This window comes from Halomonas sp. A020 (genome assembly GCF_027943625.1).
Taxonomy (GTDB): domain Bacteria; phylum Pseudomonadota; class Gammaproteobacteria; order Pseudomonadales; family Halomonadaceae; genus Vreelandella; species Vreelandella piezotolerans.
In genome coordinates this window covers 3,021,741-3,042,124 of record NZ_AP022850.1, presented here as the reverse complement: position 1 = coordinate 3,042,124, position 20,384 = coordinate 3,021,741, and the positions used below count along the sequence as shown (strand labels likewise).

Here is a 20,384-nt window from a genome sequence, read left to right as displayed (position 1 = left end):
GTCGTAAGGGCAGTGTCGCGGTTAGCTAAAACGTGAATGCAGCTTGTCCGCCTGGGACAAAGAAGACGCCACCACTTGAACACCGGTACGATATCGCCAACACCACCAAGCCCACCCAAGGCTCAAGGCAAGTCCTACGGCGCCAGCGGTGTGTAGTAAGGCCAGCCATAAAGGCAGCCACAACAAGACATTCGCAATCCCCAGCCCTACCTGGAGGCCATAAGCGATGAGCACACCCACCAAGGCATTACTCACCGGCTGTAGGCCCCGATAACGCCACCAAAGCAGTAACAATAGCCCTCCTAATAAAAGAGCGCCCAATCGATGAACCATATGGATCGCCGTGCGCGCATCGGCATGGAGCTGCCCGTGCAAGTAACTAGGCCCCACCGTTTGCGTTAGATGAAACCCTTCACTGAGGTCCATGGCTGGCCACCACTGCGTGTTGCAGGTCGGAAACCCTTGGCAAGCAATACCCGCATAGTTACTAGTGACCCAGCCTCCCAGCGCCAGCTGAAGCACCAGCGCGGCTCCCGCTACGTACCAGAGAAGATTGCCAGCCCTGGCTGCACCACCTTTGTTGCGCCACGCCCTGCGCAACCGAAGATGCAGCCAGAAAAACAGCATCAAAACACTCAATCCTCCGAGCAAATGCAGCGTGACAACCTGTGGCCACAACTTAAGAGTAACGGTAAACGCACCAAACGCGCCCTGAACGAGAATAACGATCAGTAACGCCAAGCTAAGTCGCCATGGATATTCTGGACGTTTGCGCAGTGACCACCCCATTGCCACGATGGTGAGCACAATCAAGCCCAATAAACTGGCTACATAGCGGTGAGCCATCTCTACCCAGGCTTTGAAGGGCTCTAAAGGAGCATCAGGATGTCGAAGCGCCGCATGATCACTATCGGGAACAATGAGTTTGCCATAACAACCAGGCCAGTCAGGGCAGCCTAATCCTGCGTCGACCAAACGGGTCCACGCACCTACCAATATCACACAGGTAGTCAGTAACGTACCTGCTAACGTCAACCTTACAAGCCAGTCAAGGCGCTGTGAGTAGCTATGCATCGAGCTTCCTTACGGCTAAAACTAGCCGAGCAAAGGCTATATTGGATTGACTTTAAACAGGTGACGTATGTCATCCAGGATGTCGGCCGTAGCCGTTTCGTCACTAAAAGAGAGCGCTGGCCTGCCCATCGGATCGAACAACCACATGCGGTTTTCACCCCCCCAAGAAGGAGAATGTTGCCATTTTGTCACCACCTCGCCTGGCAGTGCAGTGGTCTCCCCACCAATCCTCAACCGCTGCAGTCGCGGCGCCTCACGCCCTAAGGCACGGTGTAGGCGCCAAAGTGCGTCCTGCTTTTCTTCGCATTGGCTACTGCAGTCAAATACCAGGGTCCACCGTTCTGAAGAGGGGGCACTCACCGCCAGCGGCCACTGTCGCAATGGGGGAACATCTAGGATGACTTGTCCATGAGCCGTATGCGCCTGCGGAATACCGACTTGCCACGTTAACATCCCCCAGGCAGTGACGATCGGCGCAGCAAAGATCACGAACAAACATAGCAGCTTGATTCTGGGATAACGTACTGGACGGTGAGACTGCATATTAACGTCCTCTTTCATAATGCTCGCGACGATCAGCCGCTAGGCGATGTCCGCCAAACAGCATGATGACGAAAGCCGTCAATGCCAAGGCCCACCACTGAACAGCATAGCCAACATGACGGCTTGCTGGCATAACGCTTGCCTCCCACCATGGCGTTAACACACCGTCCCCTTGCTCTGCATGCAGCCAGCCATGATGGCTGAATTCGCCCAAAGCCCCTTCCCAAGGCGCGAGACTTAGCTGCTGAAGGCGTACGCCCTCCTGGTTAGCCCCATAAAGGGGGCCTTGTGCTTGCGCTTTCTGCCACTCGCCCGACACGTCGATGACGCCTTCGGGAGTCGACACATGAGGCGCGTCTCTACTAAACCCCGTCTCCAAAAAACCGCGTTGAACCAACCACAGTTGACCATTCATGTCTCTCAGCGGCGTCAGCACCGCCACGCCTAAGCGTCCAGAGGCCATACGATTATCCAGATAGAGCGTGTGTTGCGGCAGATACCTGCCTCGAAGATATACTTGCGCCCCGTCTGATGGTGTATCGACGGGCTCGATCATTGACGGAGCCGCGGCCCTGCTGGCCAGTAAATCGCGCTTGTCATCGGCCCGCTCCCACTGCCATAGTCCCAACAGAATGCCAAGCGTCACCACGACAGACCAAAACAAATACCAGGCATAGAATCTCACTGGATAACGAGAGGGCTTGATCATGTTTTTAAAACTACTCATTGCCGTCGTGTTTATTGGAATCGTCGCCAGTCTTGCCGCAGGAGCAGGCTTTTTGCTACGAGATGACAGCACCTCAAGGCGTCTACTCATATCGTTAAAATGGCGTATCGCTCTCACCTGCCTACTCATCGCGCTGCTACTTATTGGCTTTTTATCTGGCGAGCTTGGGTAACGCACTAAAACACATAGACAAAGATGAAGAGGCCAACCCACACCACATCGACGAAGTGCCAATACCAGCAGGATGCTTCGAAGCCAAAGTGGTGGTCATTAGCAAAATGCCCTTTGATGATCCTAATTAGCATGCTGGCCAAGATGAGCGTACCAATGATTACGTGAAGGCCATGAAACCCGGTCAAAATGAAGAAAGTAGCGCCAAAAATCCCCGCCTCCAGGGTAATCCCATAGTGATGGTAGGCCTCGTAATACTCGACCCCTTGAATGACGATGAAGCAGAGACCTAGCAATACTGTCCCTGCTAACCAATTACGACACGTTTGTCGCTCACCCAGCTTGAGCGCCTCATGCGCAACGGTCAGCGTGATACTGGACGTAACGAGTATCAGCGTATTGACTAGAGGAAGCTGCCAGGGACTAAGCACACTGGTAGGCCCTGACACGGAGGTATCAGGTGGGTTGAGAAGTGGCCATTGGGGTACGAAATCAGGCCAGAGCAAGGCCGAAACACCCTTGGCGCCTTCTCCTCCTAGCCAGGGCAACGTGAACGTTCTGATATAGAACAAAGCGCCAAAAAAGGCGGCGAAAAACATGACTTCTGAGAAGATGAACCAGCCCATGCCCCATCGAAATGACCGGTCCATTTGCGCATCGTAGAGACCGCCCATCGACTCATGGATCACATCCCGAAACCATAGCCCCATGACGCTGACGACCCCTACTAACCCAATGACAAGCAGAGGCGCTCCCGTGTCGTATACCAATTGGATGCCGATCCCTAACATCAAGGCACCCAGGGCCAATGAACCTAAAATGGGCCACCGACTGGTAGCAGGAACGTAGTAGCTGCCGCTGCTCATGTGTTATCCCCCGCCAAGTGATTATTATAGGCCGTTTGCAGCGGCGTCCGCTGTACCGGATAAAGGGTGTATACCAACGTGATCGTATTGATCTCTTCGGGTAAGTCTCTCGCTAACTGAAATACCAGAGGAATCGTGAGTCGCTCCTCTCCCTGCAACTGCTGCTCTTGAAAACAGAAACAGCTGACCTTGCGTAAATGCGTCGTGGCACTGGAGGGAGACACACTAGGCACCGCCCGCCCCCAGCTTTCTATGGCACTGTTGTTGGTGAAAGTAAAATCTACCTCTGCCGTTTGCCCGGGATGAACGCGCATTTGCCGCGCTGCGACACTCATTTGCCAGGGTAAGCCTGCACTGCCGCGGGTAATGAATTGAACCATGACGAAACGCGTCTGATCGACCTCCTCATGAACAATGGCCTGAGCAGTCGTATCGACCTTGCCATTCAATCCCGTCACTTTGCAGAACACGTCGTAAAGGGGCACTAACGCAAAGGCAAAAGCGAACATCCCAAGCAGGGCGGCAACGCTGCGAATGACCGTCTTATTCACACCATCTCTTTGAGCTCGATCTATGCCCATGCTAATCCCCTCGATCTAATGCAGCGCTCACCGCTTATTCGTGGGTTTGAGCACGGTGAAAGACAGGTGGCGTTTCAAATGTATGCAGCGGAGCAGGACTTGGCACGCTCCATTCTAGATCCACCGCGCCCTCCCAAGCTTTCGCGGGTGCTTTTTGCCCTCCTCGAACGCACAGCACGATAACCAAGACGAACAGCAGCTGAGAGGCCCCAAAGAAAAACGCTCCGATGCTCGATAGCAAGTTGAAATCTGCAAACTGCAAGGCGTAATCGGGAATACGTCTGGGCATACCGGCCAAACCGGCAAAGTGCATGGGGAAAAACGTCAGGTTGACGCCAATGATGGAGCACCAGAAATGGCATTGCGCCAACCGCTCATTGGGATAGTGGCCCGTCCATTTTGGCAACCAGTAATAAACGCCTGCCATGATGGCAAAAATAGCGCCAGGCACGAGGACGTAATGAAAATGGGCAACCACAAAATAGGTGTCGTGGTACTGAAAATCCGCTGGCGCAATGGCCAGCATCAGTCCTGAAAAACCGCCAATGGTAAACAGGACGACGAATGCCAGCGCAAACAGCATAGGTGGTTCAAAACTGATCGAGCCACGAAACAACGTGGTCACCCAGTTAAACACCTTGACCCCAGTAGGCACGGCAATGAGCATCGTGGAGTACATGAAAAACAGCTCAGCGGTCAGCGGTAGACCTACGATGAACATATGATGCGCCCATACTAAAAAAGATAGCAGGGCGATGGCTGCGGTGGCGTACACCATCGAGGCATACCCAAACAGTGGTTTACGCGCAAACGTTGGAATGATGGCCGACACGATACCAAACGCTGGTAATATCATGATGTAGACTTCGGGGTGTCCGAAGAACCAGAACAAATGTTGAAATAGTACGGGGTCTCCTCCGCCCGCGGCATCGAAGAAACTGGTACCGAAATTGATGTCCATCAACATCATGGTAATGACCCCTGCCAACACCGGCATCACCGCAATTAGCAGAAAAGCGGTTATCAGCCATGTCCAAACGAACAGCGGCATGTCCATCATGCGCATGCCAGGGGCTCGCATATTGAGAATCGTCGCGATGATGTTGATCGCACCTAAAATCGAACTAATCCCCGCGATATGCAGCGCTAGAATAAAAAACGTCGTGGACGCAGGCGCATAAGTCGTCGATAAGGGAGCATAAAACGTCCAACCGAAATTAGGGCCACCGCCTGGCATCAATAACGTGGAAAGCAGCAGCGCAAAGGCAACGGGCAAGAGCCAAAAGCTGAAGTTATTGAGCCGTGGAAGCGCCATGTCGGGCGCGCCAATTTGTAGCGGTATCATCCAGTTGGCCAATCCGGTAAAAGCGGGCATCACGGCTGCAAACACCATGATCAAACCGTGCATGGTGGTCATTTGATTGAAAAACTCAGGCTCGACCAGCTGCAATCCCGGTTGAAACAGCTCGGCTCTCACCACCAGCGCAAAAATGCCACCCACGAAAAACATCGTCAGCGAGAAAATCAGATAAAGCGACCCAATCTCTTTATGATTGGTAGTCAGCAACCACCTTAATAGGCCTTTCGGCGGAGTATGATGCGCATGGCCTTCATGCGACTGGCCACCCGCGACGGCCGTTGAGCTGTGTTGCAGGGGGTTGTGTGGAGGAAGTTTCGGCGCCATGAGTCTCTCCGCGTACTTTATCGTTGTATTGGAAGATGGTGTTTAACGCTTCACTTATTGCGCAATACGTTCGGCCACTGTCGCAGGCTGAACAGCATCCCCCGTATCATTTCCCCAAGCATTCCGCGTGAACGTGACGACAGCGGCTATCTCTACTGGATTGAGCGTACTTCGAAAAGCGGGCATGGCCGCCCCCGACACACCGTTAATGACTCGGTCTAAATGCCAGTCCAGGTCGTCGATCAGCTGATCGTTGCCCGCCAGCGCCGGGAAGGCAGGAGGCGCCCCTTGACCTTCACTTTGATGGCAAGAGGAACATATCGATTGATAAACGGTTTCGCCACGTGCCATCAACTCATCGAGTGCCCATTCACGATCGATACCCATGGCTTCCTGCTCGGCTGCCGCTTTACGCTCTTCGAGCCACGTCTCGTACTCCGCTTCCTCCATGGCATGAACCACGATGGGCATGAAGCCATGATTCACCCCACATAGCTCGGCACACTGGCCGCGGTATATGCCAGGCTCGTTGATCTGCACCCAGTTTTCGTTGATAAAGCCTGGGATCGTATCCTGTTTGACGGCCAGCGCCGGCACCCACCAGGAGTGGATGACATCATCGGATGTCATCAAAAAGCGGACTTTACGATTGATAGGAAGCACGAGAGGCTCGTCTACATCAAGCAGGTAATGCTCGTCTCGCTCGGCCTCTCCACGGATTTGCTCGCGACTGGTACTAAGGTTGGAGGTGAATGCAATATCTTCACCTAAATATTCGTAGCGCCAGCGCCACTGCTGCCCCGTAATCATGATATCCAGGTCGGCTTCGGAAGCATCATACATGTTCTTCAGTGTCGCCGTTGCTGGCACTGCCATACCCACCAATATCAAAATCGGGATGGCCGTCCATAGCACTTCTACGGAGGTATGTTCATGAAAACTTGCCGCTTTGGCGCCCTTGGCATGGCGATAGCGAAACAAGGAGTAAAACATCACACCGAAAACGATCACGCCAATCACCACACACACCCAAAAAATGGTCATGTGAAGGCCAAAAATATCGCGGCTAATATCGGTGACACCGACCGGCATGTTCCAGCTGCTGGCCTGGGCCTGGGAGATACTTGCGACACTGGTCATGGTGAGAAGCCATCGCCACGGTAGGTGCATAGCAGCCTCCTTTTTATTGTTGTTCTCGCCATCCCGTTTATTAGGTCAGGATGAAGTGATGTCTTGTGAGTATAGAAAACAAATGGCATTCGTCACGCACTGCAAGCGTGATGTTTCTCAACGATTCACCCCGCGGCAAACATTGCTATGCTCGCTAGCACCAGAACGAACAACAACGTGACGACGATCGCCGTGAAAATGAACGCAGCAGGCTTGCCATTCGAAAAATCGTGCTGCCGTTGACGGTCATTCTGAACGCCGATCAGCGCTGCCAGCACCGACTTGATGACTGACCACATAGCTACTCCCTCATTGCTCAGGCATGTCACGTTACATTCGGCCGCTGTGTTAGAGCACCCGCCTACCGTTGATGATAGGCAATTTTGAGCATCTTGCTGCGGCTCGAAATTCAAGCAGCCACGCATGATCAGTCATAACAGCAGCACTTTGCTATGAATAAGCTTGCGGCAAAACGTGGGTCCATTCACACTTGTCGAACATTTGTCGCTACCGCAATGGACTGTCAATGGAGTCTTCTATGCCCAAGCATCGTGGCGTCGCACAGCGCGTCTGCATCGTCATGCTTTCCTCTCTTTTGCTCACTGGATGCACGACTTACACATGGCCAGACGGCTCTCAGGAAACCGTATTGGGCGTCGTCGCTGAAGATGAGAATCGCCGGTACGAAGAGCCTCGTGCTGACGGCGTTCGCTATCGTAAACCGGGAGAACTCCCTAACGCAGACAGTGACGATAACGACTGAATCTGCCTAGCCCCTCATTCGTGCCGTCGTTTGGTAGACGCCGTGGCTTGAGCCGTTAGCGGATCTTCTGGCCACGGGTGTTTGGGATAGCGACCCCGCATCTCTTTGCGTACCTCAGGGTAACCATTGATCCAAAAGCTCTTTAAATCTTGAGTCACTTGAAGCGGGCGCCGCGCAGGCGACAGCAAATGAAGTATTATCGATACACGCCCATCGACGACGGTAGGCGTTGATTGCCAACCAAAAGCCTCTTGTAGCTTCAATGCCAATACTGGCGCCTGCTCCACTTGGCACGGCGCGTAATCCACGTTGATGGCGCGACCGCTCGGCGCCGTGATCACGCTTGGCACCAAGCGCTCCAATTGCTGCTGTTGCTCCCACGCCAGTGTATTCATGAGGCAGCTATGAAATGGCAACCTTTCGACCTGCGCCATGCGCGTCAACCCCGCGACATAGGGCGCCAGCCACGTCTCCAACGTCCCCATTAGCACCGCCTCCGACCAATCGGGCCACTGCTCCGGCCATAGTCGTGAGAGCAACGCCATTCGCCCCTGCAATTGGCGAACGTCCTCCGTTATCACTAGCTGCGGGCGTTGCTTGAGCGCCTCTAGGAGCGCTTTTTCCATCGCCTCTGCCGACAGCTGGGGCAACGGACGAACGGCTAACACCAGCTCGCCGTGCCGCTGTACGGCCTCGCCGACCAGCTTACCCTGCTCCTCCGACCAGCCCACGCATTCTTCCCAACGTCCGGTATCAGGATAGAGCTGGACCAAAGTGGTTATCGTGATGGGTTCTGCGACGTAAATGCGGGCTTCACTGGTTGCACTCTCGATCGCTACCGCCACTAGCCAGTCGTGTTGGGCAAATGGATGACGCTCAGGCAGCGTTGCCGTTTTGCCATTCGCCAGTTTGAAGCGCCCAATGCCGATGCGCTGGGCGACACGGTCTGGGTATGCCAAACACAGCAGAGCGCTGAGCGCCCCTAGATCAACGACACGAGGCATGGAGACGTCCATCGACCTCGCTAGGCGCTGGGTCTGCTGATGCCATTGCGAAAAAGCAGAAGGCTTTTGCAATCGCTGGGTCAGCGCATCACGCAGCGACCCTTGCACCCGCTCTCGGCCCTCCATCAATGCTGCCAGTGCACAGGCCAGAGGTATCGCCTGCAAAGCTTTCGCCCCCACTAGCATGGCGGCTAAACGCGGCTCCAAGGCTAGCGCCGCACTCTGCCGACCGAGCTGCGTCAATCCCCCGCCTGGCGCTCGTAAGCGAAGCTGATCCAGAAGCGCCTGAGCCGATCTCAGCGCCCCCTCAGGAGGCGATGTGACCCACGACAAAGCTCTGGGTTCATGGACACCCCATAGGGCGGTTTCTAGCACGAGGTTGGATAAATCGGCCTGAAGTATCTCCGGTTCCGCATAGCCCACCAGGGGCTGTTCCGCAGCCCAAAGCCGATAGCAGACGCCCGGCTGCTGGCGACCGGCACGCCCACGACGCTGATCGGCACTCGCCTTGTTGACACGACGGGTGGTTAGTTTGGTCAGCCCCGTACTAGGATTGAACAGAGGCACCCGCTCGAATCCTGCATCGATCACGACGTTGACACCGTCGATCGTCACACTGGACTCGGCAATCGCGGTCGAGACGATCACCCGCCGACGCTCTGCACGTGGCCGCATGGCCGCCTGCTGTAACTCCAAAGGCAACCTTCCATGCAGCGGGTGCACCTCGACATCCAGAGGGCTCTCTTCCACGGCGTCAACGAGTTGAGCGATGTCGGCTACGCCGGGTAAGATTATCAGAACGTCTTGGCTCTCTGGACGTATCAGGGCCTCATGAAGCACTCGCAGCGCGGTGTCGCTCAGCGAAGCTTCCCCCAACGGCGGTCGATAGTGGGTCTCGACGGGGAAGGCTCGCCCCTCGCTTTCGATGACCGCTATATCACTCCCTAACACTCGCTTGAGCGCTGTCACATCCAAGGTGGCCGACATTACCAATAGACGCAGGTCGTCACGCACGCTCTCTTGCACATCGAGCGCCAGAGCGAGGCCTAAATCTGCCTCAAGGCTTCGCTCGTGAAACTCGTCAAAAATGATTCCCGCTACGCCCTCTAATAACGGGTCATCCTGCAGCATACGAATAAGCACGCCCTGCGTGACCACCTCCAGCCGGGTTTTACGGCCAGTTTGGCTGTCGCCCCGCATCCGATACCCAACGGTCTCACCCACTTGCTCATTGAGCTGGGCCGCCATGAAGGTGGCGGCGAGTTTGGCGGCAACCCGACGCGGCTCCAGCAGTAGCAGTTTCTGCCCCTGCGCCCACGCACACGACAGCAGCGTTAGCGGTACGCGCGTGGTTTTACCGGCTCCTGGCTGCGCTACGAGTATCAGACGGTTTTGGCTCGCCAGCACGGAACGAATTTGATTCAGATGCTGCTCAATAGGAAGCGATGTACTCATGGGTCATTGGGTCAGCGCGTCAGAGGGTGCAATACCGCACCCCTTGAGAATGACGTGCTCCAAGAATTGGCAAATGGACAACAGATCCGCCTCGCCAAGGGATTCCTCGCCAAGAATACCGGATACCTGAGCACTGTATTCCGTGTAGTGCTGGGTGGCTGACCAAATCAAAAAAATCAGCCAGCGTGGGTCCACATCATCCATCTTGCCCTGCCGCGACCACGCGCGCATGATGGCGGCACGGGAAGCGACCCACGCTTTGAGCTCACCGGAGAGGTACTCCTTCAAAAACGGTGCCCCCGCCAGAATTTCCGCTGCGAACAGTTTTGACCCCTCTGGATAGCGCTGCCCCAGCGCCATTTTGGTGCGTATGAAGTCGCGGAGTACTTGGGCAGGATCGCTGTCTTCATGGATATCTTCTAGCACCGCGTTCCATCGCGTCATCATTCGGTTCAATAGACGTACATAGAGTGCTTGCTTGCTCCCCATGTAATAGAGAACGTTAGCTTTGGGCAGCCCGGCAAGATCGGCAATCGCTTGAAGACTCGCCCCCCGATAACCATGCTGCGAAAACACCTGTTCAGCCGCGCTCAAGATGGTCTGTTCGATACGTTCTCTGCTGGCGTTTTCTGGATTCGCGGTATCGACCGACATTCAGTAGGCTCCTTATGATCGCTCGCTAGCGAACGGGTCAGCGGTACTGGGCAGCACGCCACATTACCGTGCACTTTCAGTAAAATGCACTTTAAAAGTGCGTGACACATCGTGTTTAACAAAGTCTTGCAAGGTGCGCCGTTTTGTCCCAAGCTCAACGATATTGACCAATCGGTCAGAACAATCATAACGGAGTTTGGCATGGCGACAATTGAGTTTTTGCTCAATGGCACCCCGACCCAGTGTCAGGTGCCCCCTGACACCAGCATTCTAACGTTGTTGCGCGATCATTTGGGCATGACGGGTACGAAAGAGGGTTGCGCTTCGGGAGACTGCGGCGCCTGCACCGTGGCGATGAAAGGCCCTACAGCCTCTGAGTTTGCCAGTCTCAATGCCTGTATTACACCTGCCCATCAATTACAGGGTCAGCACCTAGTGACGGTAGAAGGCTTATCGGTCAATGGACAGCTTCACCCGGCGCAACGCGCGATGGTCGAGTGCCATGGAAGTCAATGTGGCTTCTGTACGCCTGGTATTGTCATGTCACTCTTCACACTTCACGCCCAACAACAGCAGCGACCGGCGCCTTTAAGTCCGGAGCGACTGGAAGCCTCGTTGGGGGGCAACCTATGTCGCTGCACCGGTTATCGCCCTATTCGGGATGCTGCCCTCAGCATGTCGTCCTACGAGTGGCAGACGCCGCAGTGGTTCGACGCCACTCAGCCATGTCCGTCAGCACTGACGCCCACCTGCCTGGAAGAGACCGTCTCCCGCTTCTTTGCGCAGCCCACCACGCTTAAAGAGCTGACCGCTCTTCGCCGCCGTTATCCCTCGGCGCGCTTGGTCGCAGGCGCTACCGATCTATGGCTCGAAAACACTCAGCGACTTGCTACGCTGAATCAATTAATCGATGTCACACGCGTCGAATCGCTTCACCACATCGAGGAAGCCACACTGGCAGAGCAGCCCGGTTGGTGGATAGGCGCAGGCGTTACCTATTCCCAGTTAGAGCCGCTATTCGAAGCGCACTTCCCGGCGTTTGCTCATCTGCTACAGCGACTTGGTTCTCAACAGGTGCGCAATCGAGGCACGCTAGGCGGCAATATCGCCAATGCCTCGCCCATTGGCGATACACCACCGGTGCTGTTAGCGCTGAACGCCTCGATAGAGCTTGTCCATCAGGGCGGTCGCCGCCTACTCCCTCTGAGCGATTTCTTCTTGGACTATAAAAAAACGGCGCTCGCTGACGATGAAATCATTAGCCGAATATTCCTCCCTCGCTTGGCCGAAGGTTGCGACCTGAAAGTGTGGAAACTCTCTAAACGCCGTGAGGACGATATTTCGGCCGTGTTAGGCGCCTTTCACTATCGCCTGAGTGACGGTGTTTTGAGCGATGTGCGCGTCGCCTTTGGCGGCATGGCTGCCGTACCCAAGCGCGCCTTGCAAGCAGAAGCCGCTTTGACGAACACCCCCGTATCGCAAGAGTCCTTCCAAGCTGCTCAGCAAGCACTCGCCGATGACTTTCAGCCGATGAGCGACGTACGCGGCGGTCGACACTATCGACAGCAAGCCGCTGCTAACCTCATGGAGCGGCTTTATCTCTCGCTCTCGGCACCGACACAGGAGGTGATGCTCGATGCGTACGCTCACTAAGCTCGATGGCGATAGTCGCCGTGCTCGTCGCGAATTACGCGATCACATCCAGGGCTCTGGTCCACTGGCCCGCCATACGGTCGACAGTCACGGGCAGCGGCAAGCCGGTGCCTCCAGCTTTCACGAGAGTGCCGAAAAACATGTGACCGGCAAAGCGACCTACATTGACGATCTCAAGACGCCCCAGGATGCGCTCCATATAGCGCTGGGACTATCGCCCATCGCTCACGGCAAGCTCGTATCGTTGGAGCTGGACGCTGTACGTCAGGCGCCTGGCGTGGTCGATGTGATTACCTTTCACGATGTTCCTGGCCATACCGACATTGGCCCCGTGTTTCCCGGCGACCCGATTTTCGTTGATCACGACATCAGCTATGCCGGACAGTGTCTTTTTGCCGTAGCGGCGACGTCTCATCAGGCCGCTCGTCAAGCAGTCACATTGGCCTCGATGCAGTTCGATGAGCAGCCAGCCAGTCTCGATCCAGTCGCCTCCTCCGAACGGCAAGAGGTCGTTCGCCCTACCCACGTACAAGAATGTGGGGACTGGGAAGCAACACTAGAAGGTGCCGAGCAGGTGGTCGACGGCGACCTGTTCATCGGAGGACAGGAGCACTTTTATCTCGAGGGCCAGGCCTGTGTGGTGATCCCCACCGAGGACGAAGGCGTCATGGTGCATACCTCGAACCAGCACCCCAGCGAAACGCAAAAGCTGGTTGCCGAGGTGCTAGGTATCCCTTTCCATGCAGTGACGGTGGAGGTACGCCGCATGGGCGGCGGGTTTGGGGGCAAAGAGACGCAAGCATCGCCCTGGGCATGCATCGCTGCGATCATTGCGCGCCGTACGGGCAGAGCTACGCGGCTGCGTCTACCACGAAGTGTCGATATGCGAATCACGGGCAAGCGCCATCCTTTTCATAATCGATACCGATTGGCGATCGACGCTCGCGGCGTGATTCAAGGTGGCGATATCACCGTCATCGGCGACTGCGGCTACTCACCTGACCTCTCGGACGCTATCGTGGATCGTGCCATGTTCCACGCGGACAACGCTTACTCACTGGGTGATGCCCGCGTTACCGGCCACCGTGCCAAAACCCACACGGCGTCCAATACCGCCTTCCGTGGCTTTGGTGGTCCACAGGGCATGATGATCATTGAAGCGGCGATGGATGACATTGCCCGTCACGTCGGCGAAGACCCGCTCACCATTCGTAAGCGCAATTTCTATCGCGAGGGTCGAGACACAACGCATTACGGTCAGCAGGTGGATCAAAAGCAACTGCTGCATACGCTCGTCGATACGCTGGAAGCCAGTAGCGATTACTGGTCGCGACGCCAACAGGTACGTGACTTCAACGCGACAAGCCCCGTCATCAAAAAAGGGCTAGCGCTGACGCCGGTTAAATTCGGGATTTCATTCACCGCTCAGCACCTCAATCAGGCGGGTGCTCTGCTCCATGTTTATACCGACGGCAGCATCATGATCAACCATGGCGGTACGGAAATGGGCCAGGGGCTGCACACGAAAATTTGCCAGGTGGTTGCCCGTGAACTAGGACTGGATCTAGACAGCGTCCGCATCAGCGCAACGCGCACTGACAAAGTCCCCAACACGTCGCCCACCGCCGCCTCTAGCGGTGCCGATCTCAACGGCATGGCGGCCAGAGATGCCGCCGGTAAACTTCGTGAGCGGCTGTTCGATTTTGCCGCTGGACATTTCGAGGAGGGGCTAGATCGCGAGGGCATGCGACTGGAAAATGGCATGCTGGTCGCAGGCAGCGGAGAGAGCGAACGGCGCATCCCGTGGGGAGAGCTCATCCAAACGGCATATTTGAACCGCGTCTCGCTGTCGGAAAAAGGCTTCTATGCAACCCCTTTGATTCACTACAACCGAGCGACGGGGCAAGGTCGTCCCTTCTACTACTATGCCTTTGGAGCAGCGGTCGCCGAAGTGAGTGTCGACACTCTAAGCGGTGAATATCTCGTCGACCGAGTGGACATCCTCCACGATGTCGGCAACTCACTCAACCCAGCCATCGATATCGGCCAAATCGAAGGAGGCTTCATTCAGGGAATGGGCTGGTTGACCAGCGAAGAGCTCAAATGGAGCGATAAAGGTGTGCTGATGAGCGACGGACCGGCGACCTATAAAATCCCTACTTACGGTGACCTACCCCGCGTCTTCAATGTCGAGCTCATGGAGGGGCACCCTAACTCCATGGCAAGCCTATACCGCTCCAAAGCCGTGGGCGAACCCCCTTTCATGCTGGGTATTTGCGTGTGGTCGGCGCTAAGAGACGCACTGTCGAGCCTGACGGACTATCGTACATCCCCTCACTTAGACACCCCCGCCACGCCGGAAAGAGTCATGCTTGCAGCCCATGCGATTAGGAAAAAAGCGTTATGACCACGCCCCCTGACACTTGGCATGCTGCGCTTCATCGTTTACAGCAAAGCGGTACGCCGCATGTCCTCGCGACCCAAGTGACGTGTGCAGGTTCGACCCCCCGCGAGCCGGGAGCTCGCATGGTGATTACCGATGATGCTCTTTTCGACACGCTGGGGGGTGGCACCTTCGAGTGGCAAACCATTAGCGCTGCCAGAGGTTTACTGCGACAAGGAGACGCTGGGTTTCATCTCGAGGCTTTTTCCCTAGGCGGTCGTAGCGGTCAGTGCTGCGGTGGCTTCGTCAACGTGCTACTCGAGGTATTCCCAGGCGCTTCCCCACGCCTCGCGCTATTTGGCGCTGGTCATGTCGGCCATGAAATCGTCAAACTGAGCGCCCCTCTTCCTTGGCATATCGATTGGTACGATAGCCGCAGCGACAGTTTCCGCAACTGCGCAGACGAACAGCCGCGATTGAGCTGTCATCTATTGCAAAACGTGACTTCTTGCATCATGGCCCTCCCTGCCGCATGCCACGCTCTTGTGATGACTCACAGCCACGATGAAGATTACGCCCTGATTGCAGCACTACTCAAACGCCCGGACATAACCACCATTGGGCTAATCGGTTCAGACAGTAAATGGGTAAGCTTCCAACGACGCTTATCGCGTGATGGCTTTCAACCCAACGAGATTCAGCGCGTACGCTGCCCTATTGGCGCGATCCACGGCAACAAACTTAGCAACAAAACGCCCTATGCGATTGCCATGACCGTCGTCACCGAGCTTTTATCACTAACTGACAAACCCATTGATCGACAAACACGCGGGCTTGAGCCCGCTGTTCTGCGCTTTCTATTTAACGATACGGCGACATCCTCGAGCTAATATGACTTCTACCGATACGTTGATTCGTGCAGAGCTGGTGAGCTTTGCTCGTGACCCAGGGGACGATGACCTGCCGACACCTGGCAGCCTCGAGCATTACAACGATGGTGTCCTGTGGCTTCGAGAGGGCCATATCCAGGCGGTTGGCCACTACGCCGATCTCGTCGATCAACTTCCGCTGCACAGCCAGATCCTCGACTATCGCGGCAAATTGATCCTGCCCGGTTTTATCGACACCCACGTACACTATGTTCAGCTCGATATCATGGCGTCGTATGGCCGCCAGCTTTTGGACTGGCTGAATGACTATACCTTTCCTGAGGAGTGCCGCTTTGCCAACCATGCCCATGCACAAGCGCTGTCCAATGCCTTTCTAGACGAGATGCTAAGAGCCGGCACGACGACGGCTCAAGTATTCGGCTCTAGCCACCCAGGATCGGTCGATGCCTTCTTTAGTGCTTGCCAGAAGCGCCAGTTACGCATGCTCGTTGGAAAAGTCTTGATGGATCGCAATGCGCCCGACGCATTAATGGACGGTGCAACGGGCATTGCCGATACGGAGCGTTTGATCGAGGATTGGCACGGCCAACAGCGGCTAGGTTACAGTGTAACGCCTCGCTTTGCGCCCACGTCGACGAAGGCTCAAATGGATGCGGCGGGTGCCCTGCTACGCAACGACCCATCGCTATGGCTGCAAACGCACCTTGCCGAAAATAGCGGCGAACTCGACTGGGTGGCCGAACTTTTCCCGGGCAGTCGAGATTATCTAGCGGTGTACGAGGACGCTGGCCTCGTAGGCCCTCGCAGCACCTTTGCTCACGGTATTCATCTCGACAACGGCATGCGTCAACGTCTAGCCGAACGAGGCGCCAACATTGCGTTCTGCCCAAGTTCTAATCTATTTCTGGGTAGTGGACTTTTCGATCGAGACGCTGCAAAAGAAACAGGTATGTCCTTTACCTACGCCAGCGATATTGGTGCCGGTACCGATCTTTCGGGTTTCGGAACGTTGAAAAGCGCTTACCAGGTGGGCCAACTGCGCGGCCAACCGCTGACGGCATGGCAAGGTTTTTACGGCTTGACCCACGGTAACGCCAAAGCGCTGTCACTGGATCATCACATTGGGCAACTTGCCCCCTCCTACGAAGCCGATTTCGTCGTCATCGACCCACATGCCACGTCGCTTCTTGAGCGCCGCATTCAGCACTGCACCACGCTGGGCGAGCGCCTCTTCGCCCTCATGATGCTGGCCGATGATCGCGCCATCTATGAAACCTGGGCAGGCGGCGTTTGCCAGCATCGCCGGGATTGATTGCGAAATCGACGCTCGCTAGACAAGCCGCTTCTCATCAGCGGCTTTTGTCACTTCCACGGCAGCGCAGACCGGTTATGGCCCAAACGGCAAAAAGCCCCGCACACGGTGTGTACGGGGCTTATCGAGCGCGCAACAAAAAACCCAGCCGTTTGGCTGGGTTCTTTGCGATATAAGTGCCTGACGATGACCCGGGCGGCGCTCCGCTACTCTTCAGGGGGAGACCCCTAAAAAGCAAAACCCCGACCAGATGGCCGGGGTTTCTAAATAAGTGCCTGACGATGACCTACTCTCGCATGGGGAGACCCCACACTACCATCGGCGCTAAGCGGTTTCACTTCTGAGTTCGGCATGGGATCAGGTGGTTCACGCGTGCTATGGTCGTCAGGCGTAACGGGTCATGCATATCATGCTGACGGCGTCGTTGACGCGGTAAGTGATCGTCTCTTGTCCGCCAGCGTCTTGGCGGGCGGATGCGTATCCGGTTTTTCGAGTGGCTGTCCACTCGGTCGTTATCACGGCGACCAGACCCCTTGGGTGTTATAGGGTCAAGCCTCACGGGCCATTAGTACACGTTAGCTCAACGCCTTGCAGCGCTTCCACACCGTGCCTATCCACCAGCTGGTCTCGCTGGGCCCTTTAGGAGGCTCGAGGCCTCGGGGATGTCTCATCTTGAAGGGGGCTTCCCGCTTAGATGCTTTCAGCGGTTATCCCGTCCGACCATAGCTACCCGGCAATGCCACTGGCGTGACAACCGGAACACCAGAGGGTCGTCCACTCCGGTCCTCTCGTACTAGGAGCAGCTCTTCTCAAACATCCAACGCCCACGGCAGATAGGGACCGAACTGTCTCACGACGTTCTAAACCCAGCTCGCGTACCACTTTAAATGGCGAACAGCCATACCCTTGGGACCGACTTCAGCCCCAGGATGTGATGAGCCGACATCGAGGTGGCAAACACCGCCGTCGATGTGAACTCTTGGGCGGTATCAGCCTGTTATCCCCGGAGTACCTTTTATCCGTTGAGCGATGGCCCTTCCATACAGAACCACCGGATCACTAGAACCTGCTTTCGCACCTGCTCGACGTGTCTGTCTCGCAGTCAAGCACCCTTATGCTCTTGCACTCATTGCACGATGTCCGACCGTGCTGAGGGTACCTTCGTGCTCCTCCGTTACGCTTTGGGAGGAGACCGCCCCAGTCAAACTACCCACCACACACTGTCCTCGATCCGGATCACGGACCTGAGTGAGAACGCCAATGATGCCAGGCTGGTATTTCAAGGTTGGCTCCACCCGAACTGGCGTCCGGGTTTCAAAGCCTCCCAGCTATCCTACACAGGCAACATCAGCGTCCAGTGTGAAGCTATAGTAAAGGTTCACGGGGTCTTTCCGTCTAGCCGCGGGTACACCGCATCTTCACGGCGATTTCAATTTCACTGAGTCTCGGGTGGAGACAGCGTGGCCATCATTACGCCATTCGTGCAGGTCGGAACTTACCCGACAAGGAATTTCGCTACCTTAGGACCGTTATAGTTACGGCCGCCGTTTACCGGGGCTTCGATCAAGAGCGTCGGCCGAGGCCTAACACCATCACTTAACCTTCCGGCACCGGGCAGGCGTCACACCCTATACGTCCGCTTGCGCGTTAGCAGAGTGCTGTGTTTTTACTAAACAGTTGCAGCCACCTGGTATCTTCGACCGGTTCGGGCTGAAGGAGCAAGTCCTCTCACCCTACGCCGGCGTGCCTTCTCCCGAAGTTACGGCACCATTTTGCCTAGTTCCTTCACCCGAGTTCTCTCAAGCGCCTTGGGATTCTCACCCTGACCACCTGTGTCGGTTTGGGGTACGGTCGCACATGATCTGAAGCTTAGAGGCTTTTCCTGGAAGCGTGGCATCAATGACTTCGACACCGTAGTGTCTTCGTTTCGTGTCTCGGCCTTGAGCACCCGGATTTACCTAAGCGCTCAGCCTACTCACTTTCACCAGGACAACCAACGCCTGGCTCACCTAGCCTTCTCCGTCCCCCCATCGCAATCATGTCCGGTACGGGAATATTGACCCGTTTCCCATCGACTACGCCTTTCGGCCTCGCCTTAGGGGCCGACTCACTCTGCTCCGATTAGCGTCGAACAGAAACCCTTGGTCTTCCGGCGAGGGAGTTTTTCACTCCCTTTATCGTTACTCATGTCAGCATTCGCACTCGTGATACCTCCAGCATGCTTCTCAACACACCTTCATCGGCTTACACGACGCTCCTCTACCGCTCACACATAGTGTGAACCCGTAGCTTCGGTACCTGGTTTAGCCCCGTTACATCTTCCGCGCAGGCCGACTCGACTAGTGAGCTATTACGCTTTCTTTAAAGGATGGCTGCTTCTAAGCCAACCTCCTAGCTGTCTGAGCCTTCCCACATCGTTTCCCACTTAACCAGGATTTGGGGACCTTAGCTGACGGTCTGGGTTGTTTCCCTTTTCACGACGGACGTTAGCACCCGCCGTGTGTCTCCCACGCTCGCACTCACCGGTATTCGGAGTTTGCCTCGGGTTGGTAAGTCGGGATGACCCCCTAGCCGAAACAGTGCTCTACCCCCGGCGGTGATACGTGAGGCGCTACCTAAATAGCTTTCGAGGAGAACCAGCTATCTCCGGGCTTGATTAGCCTTTCACTCCGATCCACAAGTCATCCAAATCTTTTTCAACAGATCCTGGTTCGGTCCTCCAGTTGATGTTACTCAACCTTCAACCTGCTCATGGATAGATCGCCCGGTTTCGGGTCTATATCCAGCGACTGGTCGCCCAGTTAAGACTCGGTTTCCCTACGCCTCCCCTATTCGGTTAAGCTCGCCACTGAATATAAGTCGCTGACCCATTATACAAAAGGTACGCGGTCACAGAACGAGTCTGCTCCCACTGCTTGTACGCACACGGTTTCAGGATCTATTTCACTCCCCTCTCCGGGGTTCTTTTCGCCTTTCCCTCACGGTACTGGTTCACTATCGGTCAGCCAGGAGTATTTAGCCTTGGAGGATGGTCCCCCCGTCTTCAGTCAAGGTTTCACGTGCCCCGACCTACTCGATTTCACGTGATCAGATTTTCGACTACGGGGCTATCACCCGCTATGGCCAGACTTCCCAGTCTGTTCGCCTAATCTTTCACACGCTTAAGGGCTGGTCCCCGTTCGCTCGCCGCTACTAGGGGAATCTCGGTTGATTTCTTTTCCTCAGGGTACTTAGATGTTTCAGTTCCCCTGGTTCGCCTCTTACGCCTATGGATTCAGCGCAAGATACTCATCTTGTGATGAGTGGGTTTCCCCATTCAGAGATGTCCGGGTCGCAGGTCGTTTGCCACCTCACCGAACCTTATCGCAGGCTACCACGTCTTTCATCGCCTCTGGCTGCCTAGGCATCCACCGTGTGCGCTTCATTGCTTGACCCTATAACCCGAAGGGGTCTG

General features: G+C 55.7%; 15 protein-coding genes and 2 rRNA genes. 6 read left to right on the top strand and 11 right to left on the bottom strand.

Annotated elements, in window-relative coordinates; genetic code table 11:
• Positions 1–21 precede the first annotated feature (21 nt).
• Complete coding sequence (locus tag FRH_RS14155; RefSeq protein WP_139528534.1) at positions 22–1,074, bottom strand: COX15/CtaA family protein; 1,053 nt, start codon at positions 1,072–1,074, stop codon at positions 22–24.
• Positions 1,075–1,618: 544 nt separating this feature from the next.
• Positions 1,619–2,326 carry an SURF1 family protein gene (locus FRH_RS14150; protein ID WP_139528535.1) on the bottom strand — a complete coding sequence of 236 codons (708 nt, stop codon included), beginning with the start codon at positions 2,324–2,326 and terminating at the stop codon, positions 1,619–1,621.
• On the opposite strand from FRH_RS14150, the gene FRH_RS14145 reads away from it, so the two are divergent.
• A complete protein-coding gene (locus FRH_RS14145; protein WP_139528549.1) occupies positions 2,325–2,516 on the top strand; it encodes a DUF2909 family protein in 192 nt (63 codons plus the stop codon). The genes FRH_RS14150 and FRH_RS14145 overlap by 2 nt on opposite strands.
• 4 nt (positions 2,517–2,520) lie before the next feature.
• Here FRH_RS14145 and FRH_RS14140 read toward each other — a convergent pair whose 3' ends face one another.
• From FRH_RS14140 to FRH_RS14120, 5 genes are all read right to left on the bottom strand, one after another.
• Entirely contained in the window at positions 2,521–3,381 is an 861-nt protein-coding gene (locus FRH_RS14140) for a cytochrome c oxidase subunit 3 (protein WP_139528536.1), read from the bottom strand.
• Positions 3,378–3,962: a cytochrome c oxidase assembly protein gene (locus tag FRH_RS14135; protein ID WP_139528537.1), complete on the bottom strand. Its 585-nt coding sequence runs from the start codon at positions 3,960–3,962 to the stop codon at positions 3,378–3,380. Before FRH_RS14135 ends, FRH_RS14140 begins: the two co-directional genes overlap by 4 nt.
• Before the next feature lie 34 nt (positions 3,963–3,996).
• The gene (gene ctaD / locus FRH_RS14130) at positions 3,997–5,646 is read right to left on the bottom strand and encodes a cytochrome c oxidase subunit I (RefSeq protein ID WP_218013995.1); all 1,650 of its coding nucleotides are present in this window, start codon (positions 5,644–5,646) and stop codon (positions 3,997–3,999) included.
• Between the two features lie 54 nt (positions 5,647–5,700).
• Positions 5,701–6,816 (bottom strand): cytochrome c oxidase subunit II, encoded by a 1,116-nt coding sequence (gene coxB / locus FRH_RS14125; protein ID WP_139528538.1) that lies wholly within the window; start codon positions 6,814–6,816, stop codon positions 5,701–5,703.
• Between the two features lie 125 nt (positions 6,817–6,941).
• Positions 6,942–7,115 carry a DUF2970 domain-containing protein gene (locus FRH_RS14120; protein ID WP_139528539.1) on the bottom strand — a complete coding sequence of 58 codons (174 nt, stop codon included), beginning with the start codon at positions 7,113–7,115 and terminating at the stop codon, positions 6,942–6,944.
• A gap of 239 nt (positions 7,116–7,354) precedes the next feature.
• Here FRH_RS14120 and FRH_RS14115 point away from each other — a divergent pair, with 239 nt between their 5' ends.
• Positions 7,355–7,579: a hypothetical protein gene (locus FRH_RS14115; RefSeq protein WP_139528540.1), complete on the top strand. Its 225-nt coding sequence runs from the start codon at positions 7,355–7,357 to the stop codon at positions 7,577–7,579.
• 14 nt (positions 7,580–7,593) lie between these two features.
• Here FRH_RS14115 and hrpB read toward each other — a convergent pair whose 3' ends face one another.
• Together hrpB and FRH_RS14105 are read right to left on the bottom strand one after the other, a co-directional pair.
• Positions 7,594–10,038 (bottom strand): ATP-dependent helicase HrpB, encoded by a 2,445-nt coding sequence (gene hrpB, locus FRH_RS14110; protein WP_139528541.1) that lies wholly within the window; start codon positions 10,036–10,038, stop codon positions 7,594–7,596.
• Between the two features lie 3 nt (positions 10,039–10,041).
• Positions 10,042–10,692: a TetR family transcriptional regulator C-terminal domain-containing protein gene (locus tag FRH_RS14105; RefSeq protein WP_139528542.1), complete on the bottom strand. Its 651-nt coding sequence runs from the start codon at positions 10,690–10,692 to the stop codon at positions 10,042–10,044.
• A 201-nt stretch (positions 10,693–10,893) separates the two neighbouring features.
• Between FRH_RS14105 and xdhA the strand changes: the two genes are divergently transcribed.
• From xdhA to guaD, 4 genes are read left to right on the top strand one after another with little or no spacing between them, the layout of a single operon-like run.
• Entirely contained in the window at positions 10,894–12,345 is a 1,452-nt protein-coding gene (gene xdhA, locus FRH_RS14100) for a xanthine dehydrogenase small subunit (RefSeq protein WP_139528543.1), read from the top strand.
• Positions 12,329–14,752, top strand: coding sequence for a xanthine dehydrogenase molybdopterin binding subunit (gene xdhB / locus FRH_RS14095; RefSeq protein WP_139528544.1), 2,424 nt, complete (start codon positions 12,329–12,331; stop codon positions 14,750–14,752). The genes xdhA and xdhB overlap by 17 nt, the downstream gene beginning before the upstream one ends.
• Positions 14,749–15,618 carry a xanthine dehydrogenase accessory protein XdhC gene (gene xdhC / locus FRH_RS14090; RefSeq protein WP_139528545.1) on the top strand — a complete coding sequence of 290 codons (870 nt, stop codon included), beginning with the start codon at positions 14,749–14,751 and terminating at the stop codon, positions 15,616–15,618. The genes xdhB and xdhC overlap by 4 nt, the downstream gene beginning before the upstream one ends.
• A gap of 1 nt (position 15,619) precedes the next feature.
• A complete protein-coding gene (guaD, locus tag FRH_RS14085) occupies positions 15,620–16,930 on the top strand; it encodes a guanine deaminase (RefSeq protein WP_139528546.1) in 1,311 nt (436 codons plus the stop codon).
• A gap of 273 nt (positions 16,931–17,203) precedes the next feature.
• On the opposite strand, the gene rrf is transcribed toward guaD, so the two are convergent.
• Both rrf and FRH_RS14075 read right to left on the bottom strand, forming a co-directional pair.
• A 5S ribosomal RNA gene (rrf, locus tag FRH_RS14080) occupies positions 17,204–17,319 on the bottom strand.
• 155 nt (positions 17,320–17,474) lie between these two features.
• A 23S ribosomal RNA gene (locus FRH_RS14075) occupies positions 17,475–20,364 on the bottom strand.
• Between the last annotated feature and the right edge of the window lie 20 nt (positions 20,365–20,384).

Excerpts from the sequence above, each read along its gene's own strand:
- FRH_RS14120 (WP_139528539.1), bottom strand. The coding sequence starts at position 7,115 with ATGTGGTCAGTCATCAAGTCGGTGCTGGCAGCGCTGATCGGCGTTCAG.
- xdhB (WP_139528544.1), top strand. The coding sequence starts at position 12,329 with ATGCGTACGCTCACTAAGCTCGATGGCGATAGTCGCCGTGCTCGTCGC.
- hrpB (WP_139528541.1), bottom strand. The coding sequence starts at position 10,038 with ATGAGTACATCGCTTCCTATTGAGCAGCATCTGAATCAAATTCGTTCC.
- FRH_RS14105 (WP_139528542.1), bottom strand. The coding sequence starts at position 10,692 with ATGTCGGTCGATACCGCGAATCCAGAAAACGCCAGCAGAGAACGTATC.
- ctaD (WP_218013995.1), bottom strand. The coding sequence starts at position 5,646 with ATGGCGCCGAAACTTCCTCCACACAACCCCCTGCAACACAGCTCAACG.
- FRH_RS14135 (WP_139528537.1), bottom strand. The coding sequence starts at position 3,962 with ATGGGCATAGATCGAGCTCAAAGAGATGGTGTGAATAAGACGGTCATT.
- FRH_RS14140 (WP_139528536.1), bottom strand. The coding sequence starts at position 3,381 with ATGAGCAGCGGCAGCTACTACGTTCCTGCTACCAGTCGGTGGCCCATT.
- FRH_RS14155 (WP_139528534.1), bottom strand. The coding sequence starts at position 1,074 with ATGCATAGCTACTCACAGCGCCTTGACTGGCTTGTAAGGTTGACGTTA.
- FRH_RS14145 (WP_139528549.1), top strand. The coding sequence starts at position 2,325 with ATGTTTTTAAAACTACTCATTGCCGTCGTGTTTATTGGAATCGTCGCC.
- FRH_RS14150 (WP_139528535.1), bottom strand. The coding sequence starts at position 2,326 with ATGATCAAGCCCTCTCGTTATCCAGTGAGATTCTATGCCTGGTATTTG.
- guaD (WP_139528546.1), top strand. The coding sequence starts at position 15,620 with ATGACTTCTACCGATACGTTGATTCGTGCAGAGCTGGTGAGCTTTGCT.
- FRH_RS14115 (WP_139528540.1), top strand. The coding sequence starts at position 7,355 with ATGCCCAAGCATCGTGGCGTCGCACAGCGCGTCTGCATCGTCATGCTT.
- coxB (WP_139528538.1), bottom strand. The coding sequence starts at position 6,816 with ATGCACCTACCGTGGCGATGGCTTCTCACCATGACCAGTGTCGCAAGT.
- xdhC (WP_139528545.1), top strand. The coding sequence starts at position 14,749 with ATGACCACGCCCCCTGACACTTGGCATGCTGCGCTTCATCGTTTACAG.
- xdhA (WP_139528543.1), top strand. The coding sequence starts at position 10,894 with ATGGCGACAATTGAGTTTTTGCTCAATGGCACCCCGACCCAGTGTCAG.